We start from the raw sequence: 15,775 nt of genomic DNA, 5'->3' as shown, positions 1-15,775 counted from the left end.
GCGTACTGCGGCTTGATACCTGCCACAACGGCTTCCTGGCGTGGCATGGATAAACCAATGGAGCACTTTTCATGACCCGTACGAACTACACCTTCACTTCGGAATCGGTTTCCGAAGGCCACCCGGACAAGGTCTGCGACCGCATTTCCGACGCGGTTCTCGACGCTTTCCTGGCGGAAGAGCCCGAAGCGCGCGTGGCGGCTGAGACTTTCGCTACCACGAACCGTGTTGTCATCGGGGGGGAGGTCGGGCTGTCCGATCAGGACAAGCTGCACGATTACATGGGCCGGATTGAAGACATCGCCCGCGCATGCATCAAGGACATCGGCTACGAGCAGGACAAGTTCCACCACGAAACCGTGGAAGTGACAAATCTGCTGCACGAACAGTCCGCCCATATTGCACAGGGCGTCAACGCTTCCAGTGAAAAGGACGAAGGCGCCGGCGACCAGGGCATCATGTTCGGCTTTGCCACCAATGAAACCGACGCTCTGATGCCAGCCCCGATCCAGTTCAGCCATGCGATTCTGCGCCGTCTGGCCGAAGTGCGCAAGAACGGTACCGAACCGGTGCTTGGTCCGGACGCGAAATCCCAGCTGTCGGTGGTTTATGAAGATGGCAAGCCGGTTGGGGTCAGCTCGCTGGTGCTGTCGACACAGCATCTGGACGAAAGCCTGACCTCTGCGGATATCCGCGCCATTGTCGAGCCTTACATCCGCGAAACCCTGCCCGAAGGCTGGCTGACAGATGCCACCCAGTGGCACGTGAACCCGACCGGTAAATTCGTGATCGGCGGCCCGGATGGCGACGCAGGCCTGACCGGGCGCAAGATCATCGTCGACACCTATGGTGGCGCGGCTCCGCACGGCGGCGGCGCCTTCTCCGGCAAGGATCCGACCAAGGTGGACCGCTCGGCCGCCTATGCTGCGCGTTATCTGGCCAAGAACGTGGTGGCCGCGGGCATGGCTGAGAAATGCACCATCCAGCTGTCTTATGCCATCGGCGTCTCCAAGCCGCTGTCGATTTATGCTGAAACCCATGGCACAGGCGAGGTTGATCCGGCGGCGATCGAACGCGCAATTGACCAGGTTATGGACCTGACCCCGCGTGGCATCCGCTCCCATCTCGGCCTCAACAAACCGATCTACCAGCGCACTGCAGCCTATGGCCATTTCGGACGCGATCCGGAAGCCGACGGCGGCTTCAGCTGGGAGCGCACGGACCTGGTTGAGGCTCTGAAAAAGGCAGTTTGAGACAGCGCTCAAAAGAACCAAGGCGGGCCGGAAGGCCCGCTTTTTCTATGCAGGTCAGGCCCTTGCCTCCGCCGCTGCCTTCAAGAATGCCCCGCTTCTCAATCGGTCAAAGCCCGCGGCGGTGCGCTATGACCAAGAAAGTTGAAGCACATATTGCGCGGGAAATCTTGGGCAATTCTGCTGCGCTGAAAAATCTGGAGCATACGGGCAGGCTGCGCCATACTACGGGGGGTGATAACCAGCCACCGGGGGCGTGATGCTGCGTTTGATGTGCATTCTCTTTTGTCTGCTCTTGCCGCTGCAACTGGCCGCGAAGGACACACTGCCGCGCAAATTCAGCCTGCAGGGCACCACGCTTGTCTATGACACCGACATTAAGGAGCCGGGGGAAGCCGCAGAGATCACTGACGTGGACGCCGACCGGCTGCGCCGCATTCTGGCGGAGAATCCAGCCATTTCCGAACTGCAACTCAATAGTGTGGGCGGCAGCGTGTACGGTGGCGAGGAAATCGCCGGGCTGGTGATGGCCTATGATCTGGATACTCTGGTTGACGGGGAATGTGTCAGCGCTTGTGTCGATGTGTTCCTGGCCGGCAATCGGCGGCGTATGACCGAGGACTCGCGGATCGGGTTTCACCAGCGGAGTTGGCCCGCCCCGGCTGTGCATGATTATTACCGGAGTGAACGCAAGGAACAGCGCTGGGCAACACCGTTCGAGTTCGGCGCATGGATCTATGCAGACACACAGCGCGAGATTCACGACCATTTGAGCTATATGGTGGCGCGTGGGGTTGACCCCGGTTTTGCAATCGAGACTCTGCGCACCGGTTCAGACCGGGAATGGTACCCGAGCAGGCTGCGCCTGATCGCGGCGGGGGTACTGCGGGAGTTCCGGCCCGGTCTTCCAGAGGAGGATACTGAACAGGGCCTTCTCCCTGGCCAGCCGCCTGCACAGCTGTTGCCTTCGGATGCAGGGCAGCTGCCTTCGCCGGGTTGACCCGGCGGCTTGCTTGCGGCAGAGGAGCGGCCAGCCTTTTTCGTAGATGCCCTGAACAGGAGGCCAGACGCATGTCCGGCGACCAGAAGCCCCGCGACGACCAGTCCAAGGATGCCCGGCCCTCAGCAGAAAATGCGGCCGACAAACACGCCAGCGGCGCGCCCTGGCGCAACTTCTATGGCCGTTTCAAGGGCAAGACCCTGAAGGACAGCCAGAAACGGTACCTGGATGAGGATCTGGCGAGCCTCAGCCCCGGTGCCGTCGGCTGGGAGGAAAACCCGGACCGCACGCCGCTGGATCTTGGAGCGCTGTTCGGCGGCAAGGATGTCTGGCTGGAGGTCGGCTTTGGCGGCGGCGAGCATCTGGTGCATCAGGCCGTCAGCAATCCGGACGCGGGTATCATCGGCGCCGAACCCTTCATCAACGGTGTGGCGATGCTGCTGGGCAAAATCCGCAATTCGGGCGCGGACAATATCGCCGTGCACCCCGGCGATGCGCGCGACCTGATGGATGTGCTGCCTGAGGCGTCCATTTCCCGTGCCTTTCTGCTGTACCCCGATCCCTGGCCCAAGGCCCGCCACCACCGCCGCCGGTTTGTGACGCAGGAGCATCTGGAGCCGCTGGCCCGCTGCCTTAAGCCCGGCGCAATCTTCCGTGTTGCGACCGATATCCCCGACTACGTCCGGCAAACGCTGGAAGAGGTTCCGAAAGCGGGTTTCGAATGGCTGGCCGAAGGCCCGAATGACTGGCGCCAGCCGTGGGACGACTGGATCTCCACCCGCTATGAGCAGAAGGCCCTGCGCGAGGGGCGCACCCCGCATTACCTGACCTTCCGCCGCCTGGGGTAAGGCCAATTACGCTGGACCGGCCAGATCCAATCCGTTACCGATAGCGCAAACGAACAGACGAACGACCGACAGACGAAGGAAGCCCCATGTCCGGACACGGCACGCCCATCCCGATGACCTCTCACCGTGCTGACCCGCTCAAGGGCGTGGCAGAGGTGCCCGGCGACAAGTCGATCTCGCACCGCTCGCTGATCCTGGGCGCGCTGTCGGTGGGGGAGACGAAGATCTCGGGCCTGCTGGAGGGCGAGGATGTGCTGGACACAGCCAAGGCGATGCAGGCCTTTGGCGCAGAGGTGGTGAACCACGGCGGCGGCAGCTGGTCGGTGTTCGGCGTCGGCGTCGGTGGTTTTGCGGAACCGGACAACGTGATCGACTGCGGCAATTCCGGCACCGGAGTGAGGCTGATCATGGGGGTGATGGCGACCTCTCCGATTACAGCGACCTTCACTGGCGATGCGTCCCTGAACAAGCGCCCGATGGCACGTGTGACTGACCCGCTGGCGCTGTTCGGCACCCAGTCCGTTGGCCGTTCCGGCGGCCGCCTGCCGATGACCATCGTTGGCGCCGCTGATCCGGTGCCGGTCCGCTACGAGGTGCCGGTGCCGTCGGCGCAGGTGAAATCCGCGGTACTGTTTGCCGGCCTCAACGCGCCCGGAAAAACCGTGGTGATCGAAAAGGAAGCCACCCGCGACCATACCGAGCGGATGCTGGCAGGCTTTGGCGCAGAGATCACCACTGAAGAAACCGATGAGGGCCGCGTCATCACCCTGACCGGCCGCCCTGAGCTCAAACCGCAGATAATCGCCGTGCCGCGCGATCCGTCCTCCGCTGCATTTCCGGTCTGTGCCGCACTGATCACCCCAGGCTCTGACGTGCTGGTGCCGAACATCGGCCTGAACCCGACCCGCGCGGGCCTCTACTACACCCTGCAGGACATGGGTGCCGACCTGACCTTCGAGAACATGCGCGAAGAGGGCGGCGAGCCAGTGGCCGATCTGCGCGCCAAGTACTCGCCGAACATGAAGGGCATCGAAGTACCACCGGAGCGCGCAGCTTCAATGATTGACGAATACCCGGTGCTGTCGGTTGTGGCTTCCTTCGCGGAAGGCAAGACCATGATGGCGGGCGTCAAGGAACTGCGGGTCAAGGAGAGCGACCGCATCGACGCGATGGCCAAGGGCCTGCGCGCCAATGGCGTCACCGTCGAAGAAGGCGAGGACTGGTGGGAGGTCACCGGCCTGGGCATCGATGGCGTGCCCGGCGGCGGCACCTGCGAGAGCTTCCTGGACCACCGTATCGCCATGTCCTTCATGGTGATGGGCATGGGGGCAAGGAACCCGGTCTCTGTCGACGACGGCAGCCCGATCGCCACCTCCTTCCCGATTTTTGAGAGCCTGATGGGCAGCCTCGGCGCCAAGCTGGAGCGCACATGAGCGAGAGCTTCACCATAGCCGTCGACGGCCCCGCCGCCGCTGGAAAGGGCACACTGTCCAAGGCGCTCGCGGCCCACTATGGTTTCGGCCATCTGGATACCGGCCTTCTTTACAGGGTGGTCGGGGCCAGGATGCTGGATGGTGCCGCACCGGTAGAGGCCGCGCAGAACCTGACACCAGAGGATCTGGCGCGTGACGATCTGCGCGGGCCGGAGGTGGCGCAGGCCGCATCCAAGGTGGCGGTGATCGCCGAGGTGCGCGCCGCACTGGTCGATTTTCAGCGCGCCTTTGCCCGGCGGGCAGGCGGCGCGGTGCTGGACGGGCGTGATATCGGCACCGTGATCTGCCCCTACGCGCAGGTGAAGTTCTTCGTCACCGCCAGCGCTGAAGTGCGCGCCCGGCGCCGGTTCCTGGAACTGGCCGCGGCAGGCAAGGTGACAACCCTTGAGGAAGTGCTGGGTGACGTGAAGGCCCGTGACGACCGTGACATGAACCGGGCCGAGGCCCCGCTGCGCCCGGCGGCGGATGCGATTTTGATCGACACCAGCGATCTGAGCATCGAGGAAGCACTGGCCAAGGCGATGGCCGTGATTGAGGCCCGCCGCGAGGCAGGCGAGAAACTGCCCTAAGGGCCAGTTGATCGGCAAGGCCTGCAGCTGACGCACCAGCTGCGGTCCAGCGGTGGACAGGACGAAGTTTCAGACTCGCCCGCCTTTTGTCCGTTCGGCTGATTGTGCAGAACGCTTCCAACTGCACGCTGCATCAGCGGTTCGCGGCTCACCTATCTGTGCATAGCGGCTTGGGCAGGAGCGCATTAGCCTGAGAGGGAATGCTGAAAAGGAGTGTTTCCATGGCTTGGCTGAGGACAATTTTGCTGGCGGGTATTCTGGCGGCGCCTGCGTTGGCGCAGGAGGAACCCGAGCCGCCGATGAGCTATGAGCGGCTGGGCCGGATCCTCTTTGCCCTTGACGATGCAGCGCAGCCGGTCGGGCGTGGTTTCCAGCTCACAATCTCGGATGTTCCGATGCTGGTTGTCACGGATCCAGCGGCAGACCGGATGCGGGCGATGGTGCCGCTTCGCCCGTCTGAGGGGCTGACGGCAGAGGAACTGATGCGGATGATGCAGGCGAATTTCGACACCGCCCTGGACGCACGCTATGCGGTGGCCAAGGGGCAGCTGTGGGCGGTGTTCATTCATCCGCTGTCGCCGCTGAAGAAGGATCAGCTAATTTCTTCGCTGGGTCAGACGGTCAATATCGCACGCACCTACGGCACGCTCTACACCGGCGGAGCCTTGCAATTCGGCGGAGGTGACAGTCCGGGCATCCAGCGGCAGCTGATCGAGGAACTGCTGGAAAAGGGTGAGGAAATCTAACGGCAGTGGCCTCAGGCACAAGTACGAGTTTCGACACGAAATGCTGAAACAAGGATGAAAATCGTCTCCTGATGGCCTGAATTCTATGCGCCAAGTCACAGTTCGCAGCCTAATGTCGCTGCAAACGGCTTGGAGCGCGCGCATGACCACATTTCTGGACCGCCTGACCACACTGCGCCGGGATTTTCACCGCCACCCTGAGCTTGGCTTTCAGGAGGAGCGCACCAGGGCGAAGGTTGCGGAGCATCTGCGCAACTTGGGGCTGGAGGTGCATGAAGGCGCTGGCGTTATAGGGCTGCTGCGGGCTGGCAACGGAAACCGTGCCATCGGCCTGCGGGCGGACATGGATGCGCTGCCGATCACCGAAGGCTCAACACACGGCTATGTCTCGGAAACGCCGGGCAAGATGCACGCCTGCGGCCATGACGGTCATATGGCAATGCTCCTGGGCGCTGCTGAACGGCTGGTGCAGGAGCAGGGGTTCGATGGCACCGTCGTGTTGATTTTCCAACCGAACGAGGAACACGGGCTGGGTGCCCAGGCGATGATTGCCGAGGGAGTGCTGGAACGTTTCCCGATTGAAGAGATTTATGCGATCCACAATCTTCCGGGTGCGCCTGTCGGGCAGATCTCAACCCGCTCCGGCCAGATTTGCAGCAGCGAGAGCCTGTTTGAAATCGCAATTCAAGGCCAAGGCGGCCACGCCTCAATGCCGCAGGCAGGGGTGGATACCATCACTGTCGGTGCCGAAATGGTGCTGGCGCTGCAGACTATCGTATCGCGCAAACTGGCGCCTGGGTCCGGGGCGGTGGTATCTGTGACCGAGTTTCTGACCGACGGCCAACGCAATGTGCTGCCGGGCCATGCGGTTCTGAAAGGCGACGTGCGCGCGCGGGTTCCCGAAGACCGCGAGGCGATAGAGTGCTTCATGCGCCAGATCGCAGGTGGTGTTGCCGCGACACATGGGGTCGAGGCTGATGTGAGCTTCAATACCGAGTTCGTCGAGACTATCAACGCCGACGGGCCGGTTGAGGCTGTCTACCGTGCGGGCGAGGCTGCAGGCTGCGATGTGGTCCGCAACCGCCCGCCAATGAGCTTTTCCGAGGATTTCGCTCATTTCTCGGCAGCCGTTCCGGGCTGCTTCCTGCTGTTGGGCAACGGCGAAGAGGGGCCATGCGGCCAGCCGCTGCATTCGGCGGACTATGATTTCAACGACGCTCTGCTGCCTATCGGTGCAGAGTTCTGGGTGCAGCTCGTGCGTGACCGGCTGCCCGTGGGAAAGGACTGACCATGCTTGAGAAATTTGACGTTGCCATCCGCCACGCGGCAGGAAACCCAAACACCGGCGAGGCCGCCTATTCGGTCTTGTCCGAACAGGATTTTGCGAACGCGCAGGCGGAAATCACCGCCTGGGAGGGTTATGAGGCGACGCCGCTGGTGTCCCTGGCGGGTCTGGCCGGCCAGATCGGTGTGGCGCGTGTCGATTACAAGCACGAGGGCCCGCGGTTCGGCCTTGGCAGCTTCAAGGCGCTGGGCGGATCTTATGCGGCCCTGCGGGTGCTGCAGCGGGAGCTGAGCAAGCAGTTGGGCCGGGAGGTCAGCCTGGAGGAAATCCGCAACGGAGCCCACAAGGACGCCTGCGCCGGGATCGCCCTGGTCTCTGCCACGGATGGCAATCATGGCCGCTCGCTAGCCTGGGGCTGCCAGCGCTTCGGCGCGCCTTGCCGCATCTACATCCACGCTGAGGTCAGCGAGGGGCGCGCTGTGGCGATGCGTGAATTGGGCGCCGAAGTAATCCGCATCACGGGCGACTATGACGAATCCGTCCTTCTGGCCAAGAAAGAGGCGGAGGAAAACGGCTGGTTCGTGGTCTCTGACACTTCCTGGGAAGGCTACACCGAGCCGCCGCGCGACGTTATGGCTGGCTACAGCGTGATGACCCGCGAGGCCTGCGAGGCGCTGGAGCAGGCGCCGACCCATGTGTTCCTGCAGGGCGGCGTCGGCGGGCTGGCGGCCTCGGTCGCGGCGGCGCTGCGGCAGTACTACGGCGAGGCTTCGCCGCGGGTGGTGATTGTCGAGCCGGAACTGGCAGCCTGCCTGTTCGACAGCGCCAAGGCGGGCAAGGCCACCAATTTTGCCATTCAGGAAGAAACCATAATGGCTGGCCTCTCCTGCGGCGAGCCTTCGGAAATGGCCTGGGAAATCCTGGCCGAGGAAGCCGCGGATTTCGTGACCATCCCCGACAGCATCGTGGCCCCCGCGGTGCGGCTGCTGGCCAATGGTGAATCCGGCGACCCGGAGGTGGAGGCAGGCGAAAGCGCGGTGGCCGGCCTGTCTGCCCTGATCGCCGCCTGCCAGTCGGCGCAAATGAAGCAAACCCTGGGGCTGGACGAAACCTCCCGCGTGCTGCTGATCGGCTCTGAAGGTGTCACCGACCCGGCGATCTTTGCCGCGATCATGGAAGGTAAGGGCGATGTCTGAAGAGCCCGCGCGCGGTTTCCCTGAGGCTGAATTCGCCGCCCGCACCGATAAGGCGCAGGCGCTGATGGCGGCGCAGGGGCTCGACGGGCTGCTGCTGCTGACCGAGCCGGAAGTGCGCTACTTCAGTGGCTTCCACACGCTGTTCTGGCAAAGCCCGACCCGGCCCTGGTTCCTGTTCGTGCCGCTTGCAGGCAAGCCCATTGCCATCATACCGGAGATCGGCGCCGACCTTATGCGCCGGACCTGGATCGAGGACATCCGCACCTGGAGCGCGCCTGCGCCGCAGGACGACGGTATCAGCCTGCTGACAGAACTGTTGTCGCCGATTGCCGGGCGTGGCGGCTCCATCGGATTGATGAAAGGGCACGAGACCTCGCTGAGGATGCCGCTGGGCGACTACGAGCGGCTGATGGCAGGGCTGCCCGGGCTGAACGTGGCCGATGCCACGCCGCTGGTCCGGGGCCTGCGGATGGTGAAGTCTTCCGCCGAAATCGAAAAGCTGGCGCATATCTGCGGTATCGGCTCCCGCACCTTTGCCCAGGTGCCGCAGATCGCCCGCGAGGGTCTGCCGTTCGAGGATCTGTTCCGCGCCTTCCGGCGCGAGGCGCTGGCGCAGGGCGCAGACGATGTGCCCTATCTGGTCGGCGGTGCCGATCAGGGCGGTTACAGCGACGTGATTTCGCCGCCGACCACGCGGCCGCTGCAGGCTGGTGACATCGTGATGCTGGATACCGGCGCGACCTGGGATGGTTATTTCTGTGACTTCGACCGCAACTTTGCCATCGGCCGCGCCGACGACCTGTCGCGCCGCGCCCATGATGTGCTGTGGCGCGCGACAGAGGCCGGCATTGCCGCCGCCAAACCCGGTGCCACCTGCCGTGACCTGTTCCAGGCGATGCAGTCGGTGATTGCGGAAATGGACGATCAGGGCGGCGACGTTGGGCGGCTCGGCCATGGGTTGGGAATGCAGCTGACCGAATGGCCCTCCCATGCCGCCTTTGACGAGACGGTGATCGAAGAGAACATGGTGCTGACGCTTGAACCCTCGCTGGGCTACGGCGATGGCCGTATCATGGTGCATGAAGAAAACATCGTGGTGCGTGCGGGTGGCGCTGAACTGCTGACCGTCCGTGCCGCGCCGGAACTGCCGGTGATCTGAAGGAGGCCCCGGGCCATGAAGCTCCCCTATGAGACGGACGCAGGCATCGGCACCCGCGCCACCTTAGGCGTGATTGTGCTGGAAACCGACGAGACACTGGAGCCTGAATTCTCCCGGATGATGGCGCAGGAGGGCGTGGCGCTCTATCACAGCCGCATTCCGATGGTGCCTGAGGTGCGGCCTGAGACGCTGGCGCAGATGCAGGCGGATCTGCCGGCCTCGACCCGGCTGTTTCCCTCCACTCCGGACTTCGATGTGATCGGCTATGGCTGCACCTCGGCCTCGACCGTGATCGGCTCCGCCAAAGTGGCTGAGGCGGTTCAGACCGTTCTGCCGAATGCCAAGGTGACCGACCCGCTGGCTGCCATCATTGCGTCCGGCAAGGCGCTGGGCGCTGCCAGGTTTGGATTTGTCACGCCGTACCTTCCAGAGGTTTCGGCGCAGATGCGCGCCAAGCTGGAAGCGGCAGGGTTTGAAATTGCAGGTTTCGGCTCGTTTGAGCAGATGGACGACCGGGTTGTGGCCCGGATCACCGAGGCGGCCATTGCCGAAGCAGCCAGACAGGTCGCCGGTCAGGGAGACTGCGATGCGATCGTGATCTCCTGTACCAACCTGCGTTGCCTGCGGATCATACCTGAGATTGAGGCGCAGACCGGTGTGCCAGTGATCTCCAGCAACCAGGCGCTGGGCTGGCACATGCTGCGGCTGGCAGGCGTGACAGATCCTCAACCGCAGTTCGGTAAGCTGTTCACTCTGCCCATGGCAGGCTGACCGCTAAAATTGTCAGGGAATTGCCAGCTGGCAACCTGCGGCAGGCTGCCCCACGGGAGCGGTACAGTCTGCGCTTGTAATCCGCGCGCAGGCTGCCACAGATTGTCTCCGGAAACCTGATTTGCTCCAGCGAGGAAGCCCGGATGCCTGCCGCACGCCCCGAAAACCGGAATGTCCTGTTCATCATCATTGACCAGTTGCGCGCGGACTGCCTGACGGGCGCGCTGGCAGAGCATGTGGACCTGCCGAACATCCGCGCCTTCATGCAGGAGGCGGTATCGTTCAACCGGCATTTCTCGGTAACCAACCCTTGCGGGCCGTCGCGCGCCTCGATCCTGACCGGGCAGTACGCCATGAACCACCGCTCGGTCCGCAATGGCACGCCCCTGCGCCACGATACACCGAATATCGCCACCGAGATGCGCAAGGCCGGCTATTTGCCGATGCTGTTCGGCTATACCGACACATCGCAGGACCCCCGCGCTTTTGACGCCAACGACCCGGCGTTACGGACTTACGAATACCCGATGAACGGGTTTCATGAAGTGACCGAGATGCGGCTGGAGATGTCCTACCCGTGGCAGTCGCATCTGATGCGCCAGGGCTATGACTTCGAAAACTACTGGGACGTCTACAAGCCGGTTTCACCCGAGGGCGGCGCACCCCGGCTGAATGATCCGGCGCTGTATGCGGCAGAGGACAGCGATACCGCCTTCCTCACAAACTCATTCCTGAATACGATGCCGGCCCACGGCAAGGACAGCTGGTTTGCGCATCTGACCTACATCCGCCCGCATCCGCCGCTGGTGGCGCCGGCGCCCTTTAACAGCATGTACGACCCGGCCAGCCTGCCGCTGCCGCGGCGGCTGGCAAAGCCGGAAGAGGAAGGCGCACAGCACCCCTTCTTCGGTCCGCTGCTGCGCAAGAGCACCGCCGCCAGCTTTGTCGAGGGCTTCCCGGATTTGGAGCCGACGGATGAAAACATCCAAACCCTGCGTGCGGTCTACCTGGGCCTTGCAACGGAAGTGGATCATCATGTCGGGCGCGTGATCCGGTTCCTGAAGGACAGCGGGCAGTACGGCAACACCATGGTTGTGCTGACTGCTGACCATGGCGAGATGCTGGGCGACCGGCATTCTTGGGGCAAGATGACGGTCTATGACGCCGCCTTTCACACGCCGCTCATCATCCGGATGCCGGGTAACGAGGAGCACGCAGGCACCAGCCTCAATCACATTACCGAGTCAGTCGACGTGACGCCGACCATCCTGGAATGGGTAGGGCAGGAGGTGCCGAACTCCATGGACGGACGGTCGCTGCTGCCGCTGTTGCGCGGGAAGGCGCCACAGGATTGGCGGCAGTATTCCTTCTCGGAGCTGGACTTCTCGGATCCGCTGGAGCCGACCCTGTGGCAGCAGGAGCTGGGCACCACCGCCAGCGATTCTTGCCTGGGCATTCTGCGGGATGAGAGGTTCACCCTAGTAGAGTTCGCCGCCGACCTGCCGCCGATGCTGTTTGACAGTGAGGGGCAGGGAGAAATGGAGAACGTGGCCGGGCAGGCAGCTTATGCAAGTGACCTTAGCCGGCTGACCCGGCTCATGCTGCGGCACCGGATGAAAAATATGGATCATACGCTGTCGCTTACAGCCATCACGGGTGACGGCCCCCGCAGCAGGCCGCGGTATCCGCAGTAAGCCGTCAGGCAGGAGCGTCCCGCTTTTGCAAATCATTCTCAATTTCATTGACAGTTGAGAATGATTTGCAATAACAGTACGTCAACTGTGCCTTCAAAGGGAGAATCGGATGTTTCCGAATTTGCTCAAGACCGTATCCGTTGCTGCCATCATGGCCGTTGCCGCCAGCGCGGCAATGGCCGGAGACAAGATGAAGGTCGTCACCACTTTCACCGTTCTGGCCGATATGGCGGCCAATGTGGCGGGTGACGCGGCTGAGGTCGTCTCGGTCACCAAACCCGGCGCCGAGATCCACGGCTACGAGCCGACCCCGCGCGACATTGTCCGGGCGTCCGATGCGGACCTGATCCTGTGGAACGGCATGAACCTGGAGCTGTGGTTCGAGCAATTCCTGTCTAACATGCAGGATGTGCCCTCTGTCACCCTGACCGACGGCATCGACCCGATCCCGATCGCGGCCGGCTCTTACGAAGGCAAGCCGAACCCGCACGCCTGGATGGGCCTGGATAACGCGCTGATTTATATCGACAACATCGTCGAAGCCTTTGCCGAGCATGACCCGGAAAACGCCGCGGTCTATGTCAAGAACGCAGGCGAGTACAAAGACCGTTTGCGCGCCACTATCGAGCCGCTGCGCCGTTCCATCGCGGAGATTCCCGAAGACAAGCGCTGGCTGGTGACCTGCGAAGGCGCCTTCAGCTACCTGGCCCGCGATTTCGGCATGAAAGAACTGTACCTGTGGCCGATGAACGCGGATCAGGTCGGCACCCCTCAGCAGGTGCGCAGCGTCATCGACAGTGTGCGCGAAAATGACATCCCGGTGGTGTTCTGCGAAAGCACAGTGAACACCGCCCCGGCTGAACAGGTCGCCCGGGAAACCGGCGTGGCCTACGGCGGGGAGCTTTATGTCGACTCGCTCAGCGAGGCGGACGGCCCGGTGCCCACCTATCTGGATCTGCTCAAGGTCACATCGGAAACCGTTGCCCGCGGTTTGACAGAGGTTACCAACTAAGACCGCATTTCAAACCCGGACGCCCCGCAGCTGATGTTGCGGGGCGTTTCATTTCACAAAACACAATTTCTGTGTGTAACTCAGCAGGACAGCCCATGCTTGATGCCAGCGAGACCCGCACCATGAACACCAGCGCCGCGCCTCTGAATGGCGGGATTGCCGCCAGCAACGTCACGGTCACTTACCGCAACGGCCACACTGCGCTGTGGGATGCCAGCTTTGCCATTCCCCGCGGCACTGTGACAGCGCTGGTGGGGGTGAACGGGGCCGGCAAATCGACCCTGTTCAAGGCGATCATGGGGTTTGTTCCGGCCGCACAAGGCGAAATCCGTATCCTTGGCATGACGGTCAAGGACGCACTGCGCAAGAACCTGGTGGCCTATGTCCCGCAGTCGGAGGAGGTCGATTGGGCCTTTCCGGTGCTGGTCGAGGATGTGGTGATGATGGGCCGCTACGGCCATATGGGCTTCCTGCGCCGTCCCAAGGCGGCCGATCACGAGGCGGTCGATCAGGCACTGCGCCGGGTCAACATGCAAGACTTCCGTCACCGCCAGATCGGCGAGCTGTCCGGCGGTCAGCGCAAGCGGGTGTTCCTGGCCCGCGCTCTGGCGCAGGACGGGCAGGTGATCCTGCTGGACGAACCCTTCACCGGTGTCGACGTGAAGACAGAGGAACAGATCATAGCGTTGCTGCGCGAGTTGCGCGACGAGGGCCGTGTTATGCTGGTCTCGACCCACAACCTCGGCAGCGTGCCGGAGTTCTGCGACCGTACCGTGCTGGTCAAGGGGACCGTGCTTGGCTACGGGCCGACCGAAACCACCTTCACCCGCGAAAACCTGGAGCACGCCTTTGGCGGCGTGCTGCGGCATTTCACCCTGGGCGGCGATGCGCTGCATGACGATGGCGACACCCGCCAGGTGACCATCCTGACCGACGACGAACGCCCCTTTGTCCAGTACGGCGAAAAGACCCAGACCAGCGAAAGCCAGGGCGAGGGCGGAGGGCAGCAGTGATGGACTACCTGCTGGAGCCGTTTACTTACGGCTACATGACAAATGCGATGTGGGTCTCGGCATTGGTCGGCGGCGTTTGCGCTTTCCTGTCCGCCTACCTGATGCTCAAGGGCTGGTCCCTGATTGGTGATGCGCTCTCGCACTCAGTGGTGCCCGGCGTGGCTGGCGCCTACATCCTCGGGCTGCCCTTTGCGCTGGGCGCCTTCATCGCCGGCGGTCTGGCTGCCGGGGCGATGCTGTTCCTGTCGGAACGCTCCGGTCTCAAGGTCGATGTGATCATCGGCCTGATCTTTACCTCCTTTTTCGGGCTTGGCTTGTTCATCGTCTCAATCAGCCCGATGTCCGTCTCGGTGCAGACCATCACCATGGGCAATATCCTGGCCATCACGCCAGAGGATACGCTGCAGTTGGCGATCATCGGCTTTGTCTCGCTGGCGGTGCTGCTGGTGAAATGGAAGGATCTGATGGTCACCTTCTTTGACGAAAACCACGCCCGCACCATCGGCTTGCGCCCGGGGCTGCTCAAGGCCGTGTTCTTCGTGTTGCTGTCGGCCTCCGTGGTGGCGGCGATGCAGACCGTTGGCGCGTTCCTGGTGATCGCCATGGTGGTGACGCCGGGAGCGACCGCCTACCTGCTGTGCGACCGCTTCCCGCGGCTGATCCTGGTCTCGGTGCTGATCGGCGCCCTCACCAGCTTCTTCGGCGCCTATGCCAGCTACTTTTTGGACGGGGCCACCGGCGGCATCATCGTGACGCTGCAGACGCTGATCTTCCTTGTGGTCTTTGTCTTCGCCCCGAAACACGGGTTGCTTGCCGCCAAGCGCAAGGCGCGCGAGGCGCTGAAGCGCGGCCCGGCTGCACAAGGGGGGGCTGCGTGATGGATCTCGATACTCTGCTGATGCCGTTCCAGTTCGCGTTCATGCAGAACGCCTTTCTGATCTCTCTGATCGTCTCGGTCCCCACCGCGCTCCTGTCCTGTTTTCTGGTGATGAAGGGCTGGGCGCTGATGGGCGATGCGGTCAGCCATGCAGTGCTGCCGGGGATCGTGCTGGCCTATATCGTGGGGCTGCCGCTGATTGTCGGCGCCTTTGCCGCCGGCATGCTCTGTGCTGTCGCCACCGGGTTTCTGTCCGGCAACAGCCGGGTCAAGCAGGACACGGTGATGGGGGTGGTGTTTTCCGGCATGTTCGGGCTGGGCATCGTGCTCTATGTCTCGGTTGAGACCAACGCCCATCTGGATCACATCCTGTTCGGCAATATGCTGGGCGTGGAGCCGGATGAGTTGTGGACCGCAGGCATTATCTCGCTGGTGGTTGGTGCCGCGCTGGTCCTGAAGTGGAAAGACCTGCTGCTGCACAGCTTCGACCCGGCACAGGCGCAGGCCTCCGGCCTGCCGGTCACGGTGCTGCACTACGGGCTGCTGGCAGCCTTGTCGCTGACCATCGTGGCGACGCTGTCGGCTGCTGGGCTGATCCTGGCCATCGGCCTGCTGATTGCACCCGGCGCCATCGCCTTTTTGGTGGTGCGCAAGTTCAGCACCATGCTGTGGGTCTCGGTTCTGGTCTGCATGGTCTCGATGCTGGCAGGCACCTATGCCAGTTTCTTCCTCGACAGTGCACCTGCTCCGACCATCGTCCTGATCCTGAGCGCATTGTTCGTGCTGGCATTTGCGCGGCGTCTCTACCTGACCCGCAAAACCTCAATGCAGCGGGCCAAGGAGACCACGGGGGCCGCGTGAG

The 15,775-nt window shown here is 63.0% G+C and carries 16 protein-coding genes and 1 riboswitch; all 16 genes read left to right on the top strand.

Annotation, left to right across the window (positions count from 1 at the left end; translation table 11 throughout):
- Positions 1-16: 16 nt before the first annotated feature.
- A riboswitch (SAM-SAH riboswitch) is annotated at positions 17-65 on the top strand.
- Positions 66-71: 6 nt separating this feature from the next.
- The 16 genes from metK to A9D60_RS02280 all read left to right on the top strand — a co-directional run bounded on the left by metK (position 72) and on the right by A9D60_RS02280 (position 15,774).
- Positions 72-1,253 (top strand): methionine adenosyltransferase, encoded by a 1,182-nt coding sequence (gene metK / locus A9D60_RS02350; RefSeq protein ID WP_065266125.1) that lies wholly within the window; start codon positions 72-74, stop codon positions 1,251-1,253.
- Positions 1,254-1,381: 128 nt separating this feature from the next.
- The gene (locus A9D60_RS27195) at positions 1,382-1,510 is read left to right on the top strand and encodes a hypothetical protein (protein WP_302621837.1); all 129 of its coding nucleotides are present in this window, start codon (positions 1,382-1,384) and stop codon (positions 1,508-1,510) included.
- The gene (locus tag A9D60_RS02345; protein ID WP_254656606.1) at positions 1,510-2,250 is read left to right on the top strand and encodes a hypothetical protein; all 741 of its coding nucleotides are present in this window, start codon (positions 1,510-1,512) and stop codon (positions 2,248-2,250) included. Before A9D60_RS27195 ends, A9D60_RS02345 begins: the two co-directional genes overlap by 1 nt.
- A 71-nt stretch (positions 2,251-2,321) precedes the next feature.
- Positions 2,322-3,098, top strand: a complete 777-nt coding sequence (gene trmB / locus A9D60_RS02340; protein WP_065266124.1) for a tRNA (guanine(46)-N(7))-methyltransferase TrmB — start codon at positions 2,322-2,324, stop codon at positions 3,096-3,098.
- 86 nt (positions 3,099-3,184) lie between these two features.
- Complete coding sequence (gene aroA / locus A9D60_RS02335; protein WP_065266123.1) at positions 3,185-4,531, top strand: 3-phosphoshikimate 1-carboxyvinyltransferase; 1,347 nt, start codon at positions 3,185-3,187, stop codon at positions 4,529-4,531.
- Positions 4,528-5,160 carry a (d)CMP kinase gene (locus A9D60_RS02330; protein ID WP_065266122.1) on the top strand — a complete coding sequence of 211 codons (633 nt, stop codon included), beginning with the start codon at positions 4,528-4,530 and terminating at the stop codon, positions 5,158-5,160. Before aroA ends, A9D60_RS02330 begins: the two co-directional genes overlap by 4 nt.
- A gap of 221 nt (positions 5,161-5,381) precedes the next feature.
- Positions 5,382-5,906 (top strand): hypothetical protein, encoded by a 525-nt coding sequence (locus A9D60_RS02325; protein ID WP_065266121.1) that lies wholly within the window; start codon positions 5,382-5,384, stop codon positions 5,904-5,906.
- Positions 5,907-6,048: 142 nt separating this feature from the next.
- On the top strand, positions 6,049-7,194 hold the full coding sequence (locus A9D60_RS02320; RefSeq protein ID WP_065266120.1) for an amidohydrolase: 1,146 nt from the start codon (positions 6,049-6,051) through the stop codon (positions 7,192-7,194).
- 2 nt (positions 7,195-7,196) lie between these two features.
- Complete coding sequence (locus A9D60_RS02315; protein WP_065266119.1) at positions 7,197-8,387, top strand: diaminopropionate ammonia-lyase; 1,191 nt, start codon at positions 7,197-7,199, stop codon at positions 8,385-8,387.
- On the top strand, positions 8,380-9,546 hold the full coding sequence (locus tag A9D60_RS02310) for a M24 family metallopeptidase (RefSeq protein ID WP_065266118.1): 1,167 nt from the start codon (positions 8,380-8,382) through the stop codon (positions 9,544-9,546). Before A9D60_RS02315 ends, A9D60_RS02310 begins: the two co-directional genes overlap by 8 nt.
- Before the next feature lie 15 nt (positions 9,547-9,561).
- A complete protein-coding gene (locus tag A9D60_RS02305; RefSeq protein WP_065266117.1) occupies positions 9,562-10,317 on the top strand; it encodes a maleate cis-trans isomerase family protein in 756 nt (251 codons plus the stop codon).
- A 143-nt stretch (positions 10,318-10,460) separates the two neighbouring features.
- Positions 10,461-12,011, top strand: coding sequence for an alkaline phosphatase family protein (locus A9D60_RS02300; RefSeq protein WP_065266116.1), 1,551 nt, complete (start codon positions 10,461-10,463; stop codon positions 12,009-12,011).
- A 109-nt stretch (positions 12,012-12,120) separates the two neighbouring features.
- Positions 12,121-13,023: a metal ABC transporter substrate-binding protein gene (locus tag A9D60_RS02295; protein WP_065266115.1), complete on the top strand. Its 903-nt coding sequence runs from the start codon at positions 12,121-12,123 to the stop codon at positions 13,021-13,023.
- A 95-nt stretch (positions 13,024-13,118) separates the two neighbouring features.
- Positions 13,119-14,036 (top strand): manganese/iron ABC transporter ATP-binding protein, encoded by a 918-nt coding sequence (locus A9D60_RS02290; protein WP_065266114.1) that lies wholly within the window; start codon positions 13,119-13,121, stop codon positions 14,034-14,036.
- Positions 14,036-14,914 (top strand): metal ABC transporter permease, encoded by an 879-nt coding sequence (locus A9D60_RS02285; RefSeq protein ID WP_065266113.1) that lies wholly within the window; start codon positions 14,036-14,038, stop codon positions 14,912-14,914. Before A9D60_RS02290 ends, A9D60_RS02285 begins: the two co-directional genes overlap by 1 nt.
- Positions 14,914-15,774, top strand: a complete 861-nt coding sequence (locus A9D60_RS02280; protein ID WP_065266112.1) for a metal ABC transporter permease — start codon at positions 14,914-14,916, stop codon at positions 15,772-15,774. Before A9D60_RS02285 ends, A9D60_RS02280 begins: the two co-directional genes overlap by 1 nt.
- The last annotated feature ends 1 nt before the right edge of the window (position 15,775 follow it).

The organism is Leisingera sp. JC1, from assembly GCF_001679925.1.
Taxonomy (GTDB): domain Bacteria; phylum Pseudomonadota; class Alphaproteobacteria; order Rhodobacterales; family Rhodobacteraceae; genus Leisingera.
Note: the sequence above shows the minus strand (reverse complement) of the source record. Positions and strands in the feature narration are given on the sequence as shown.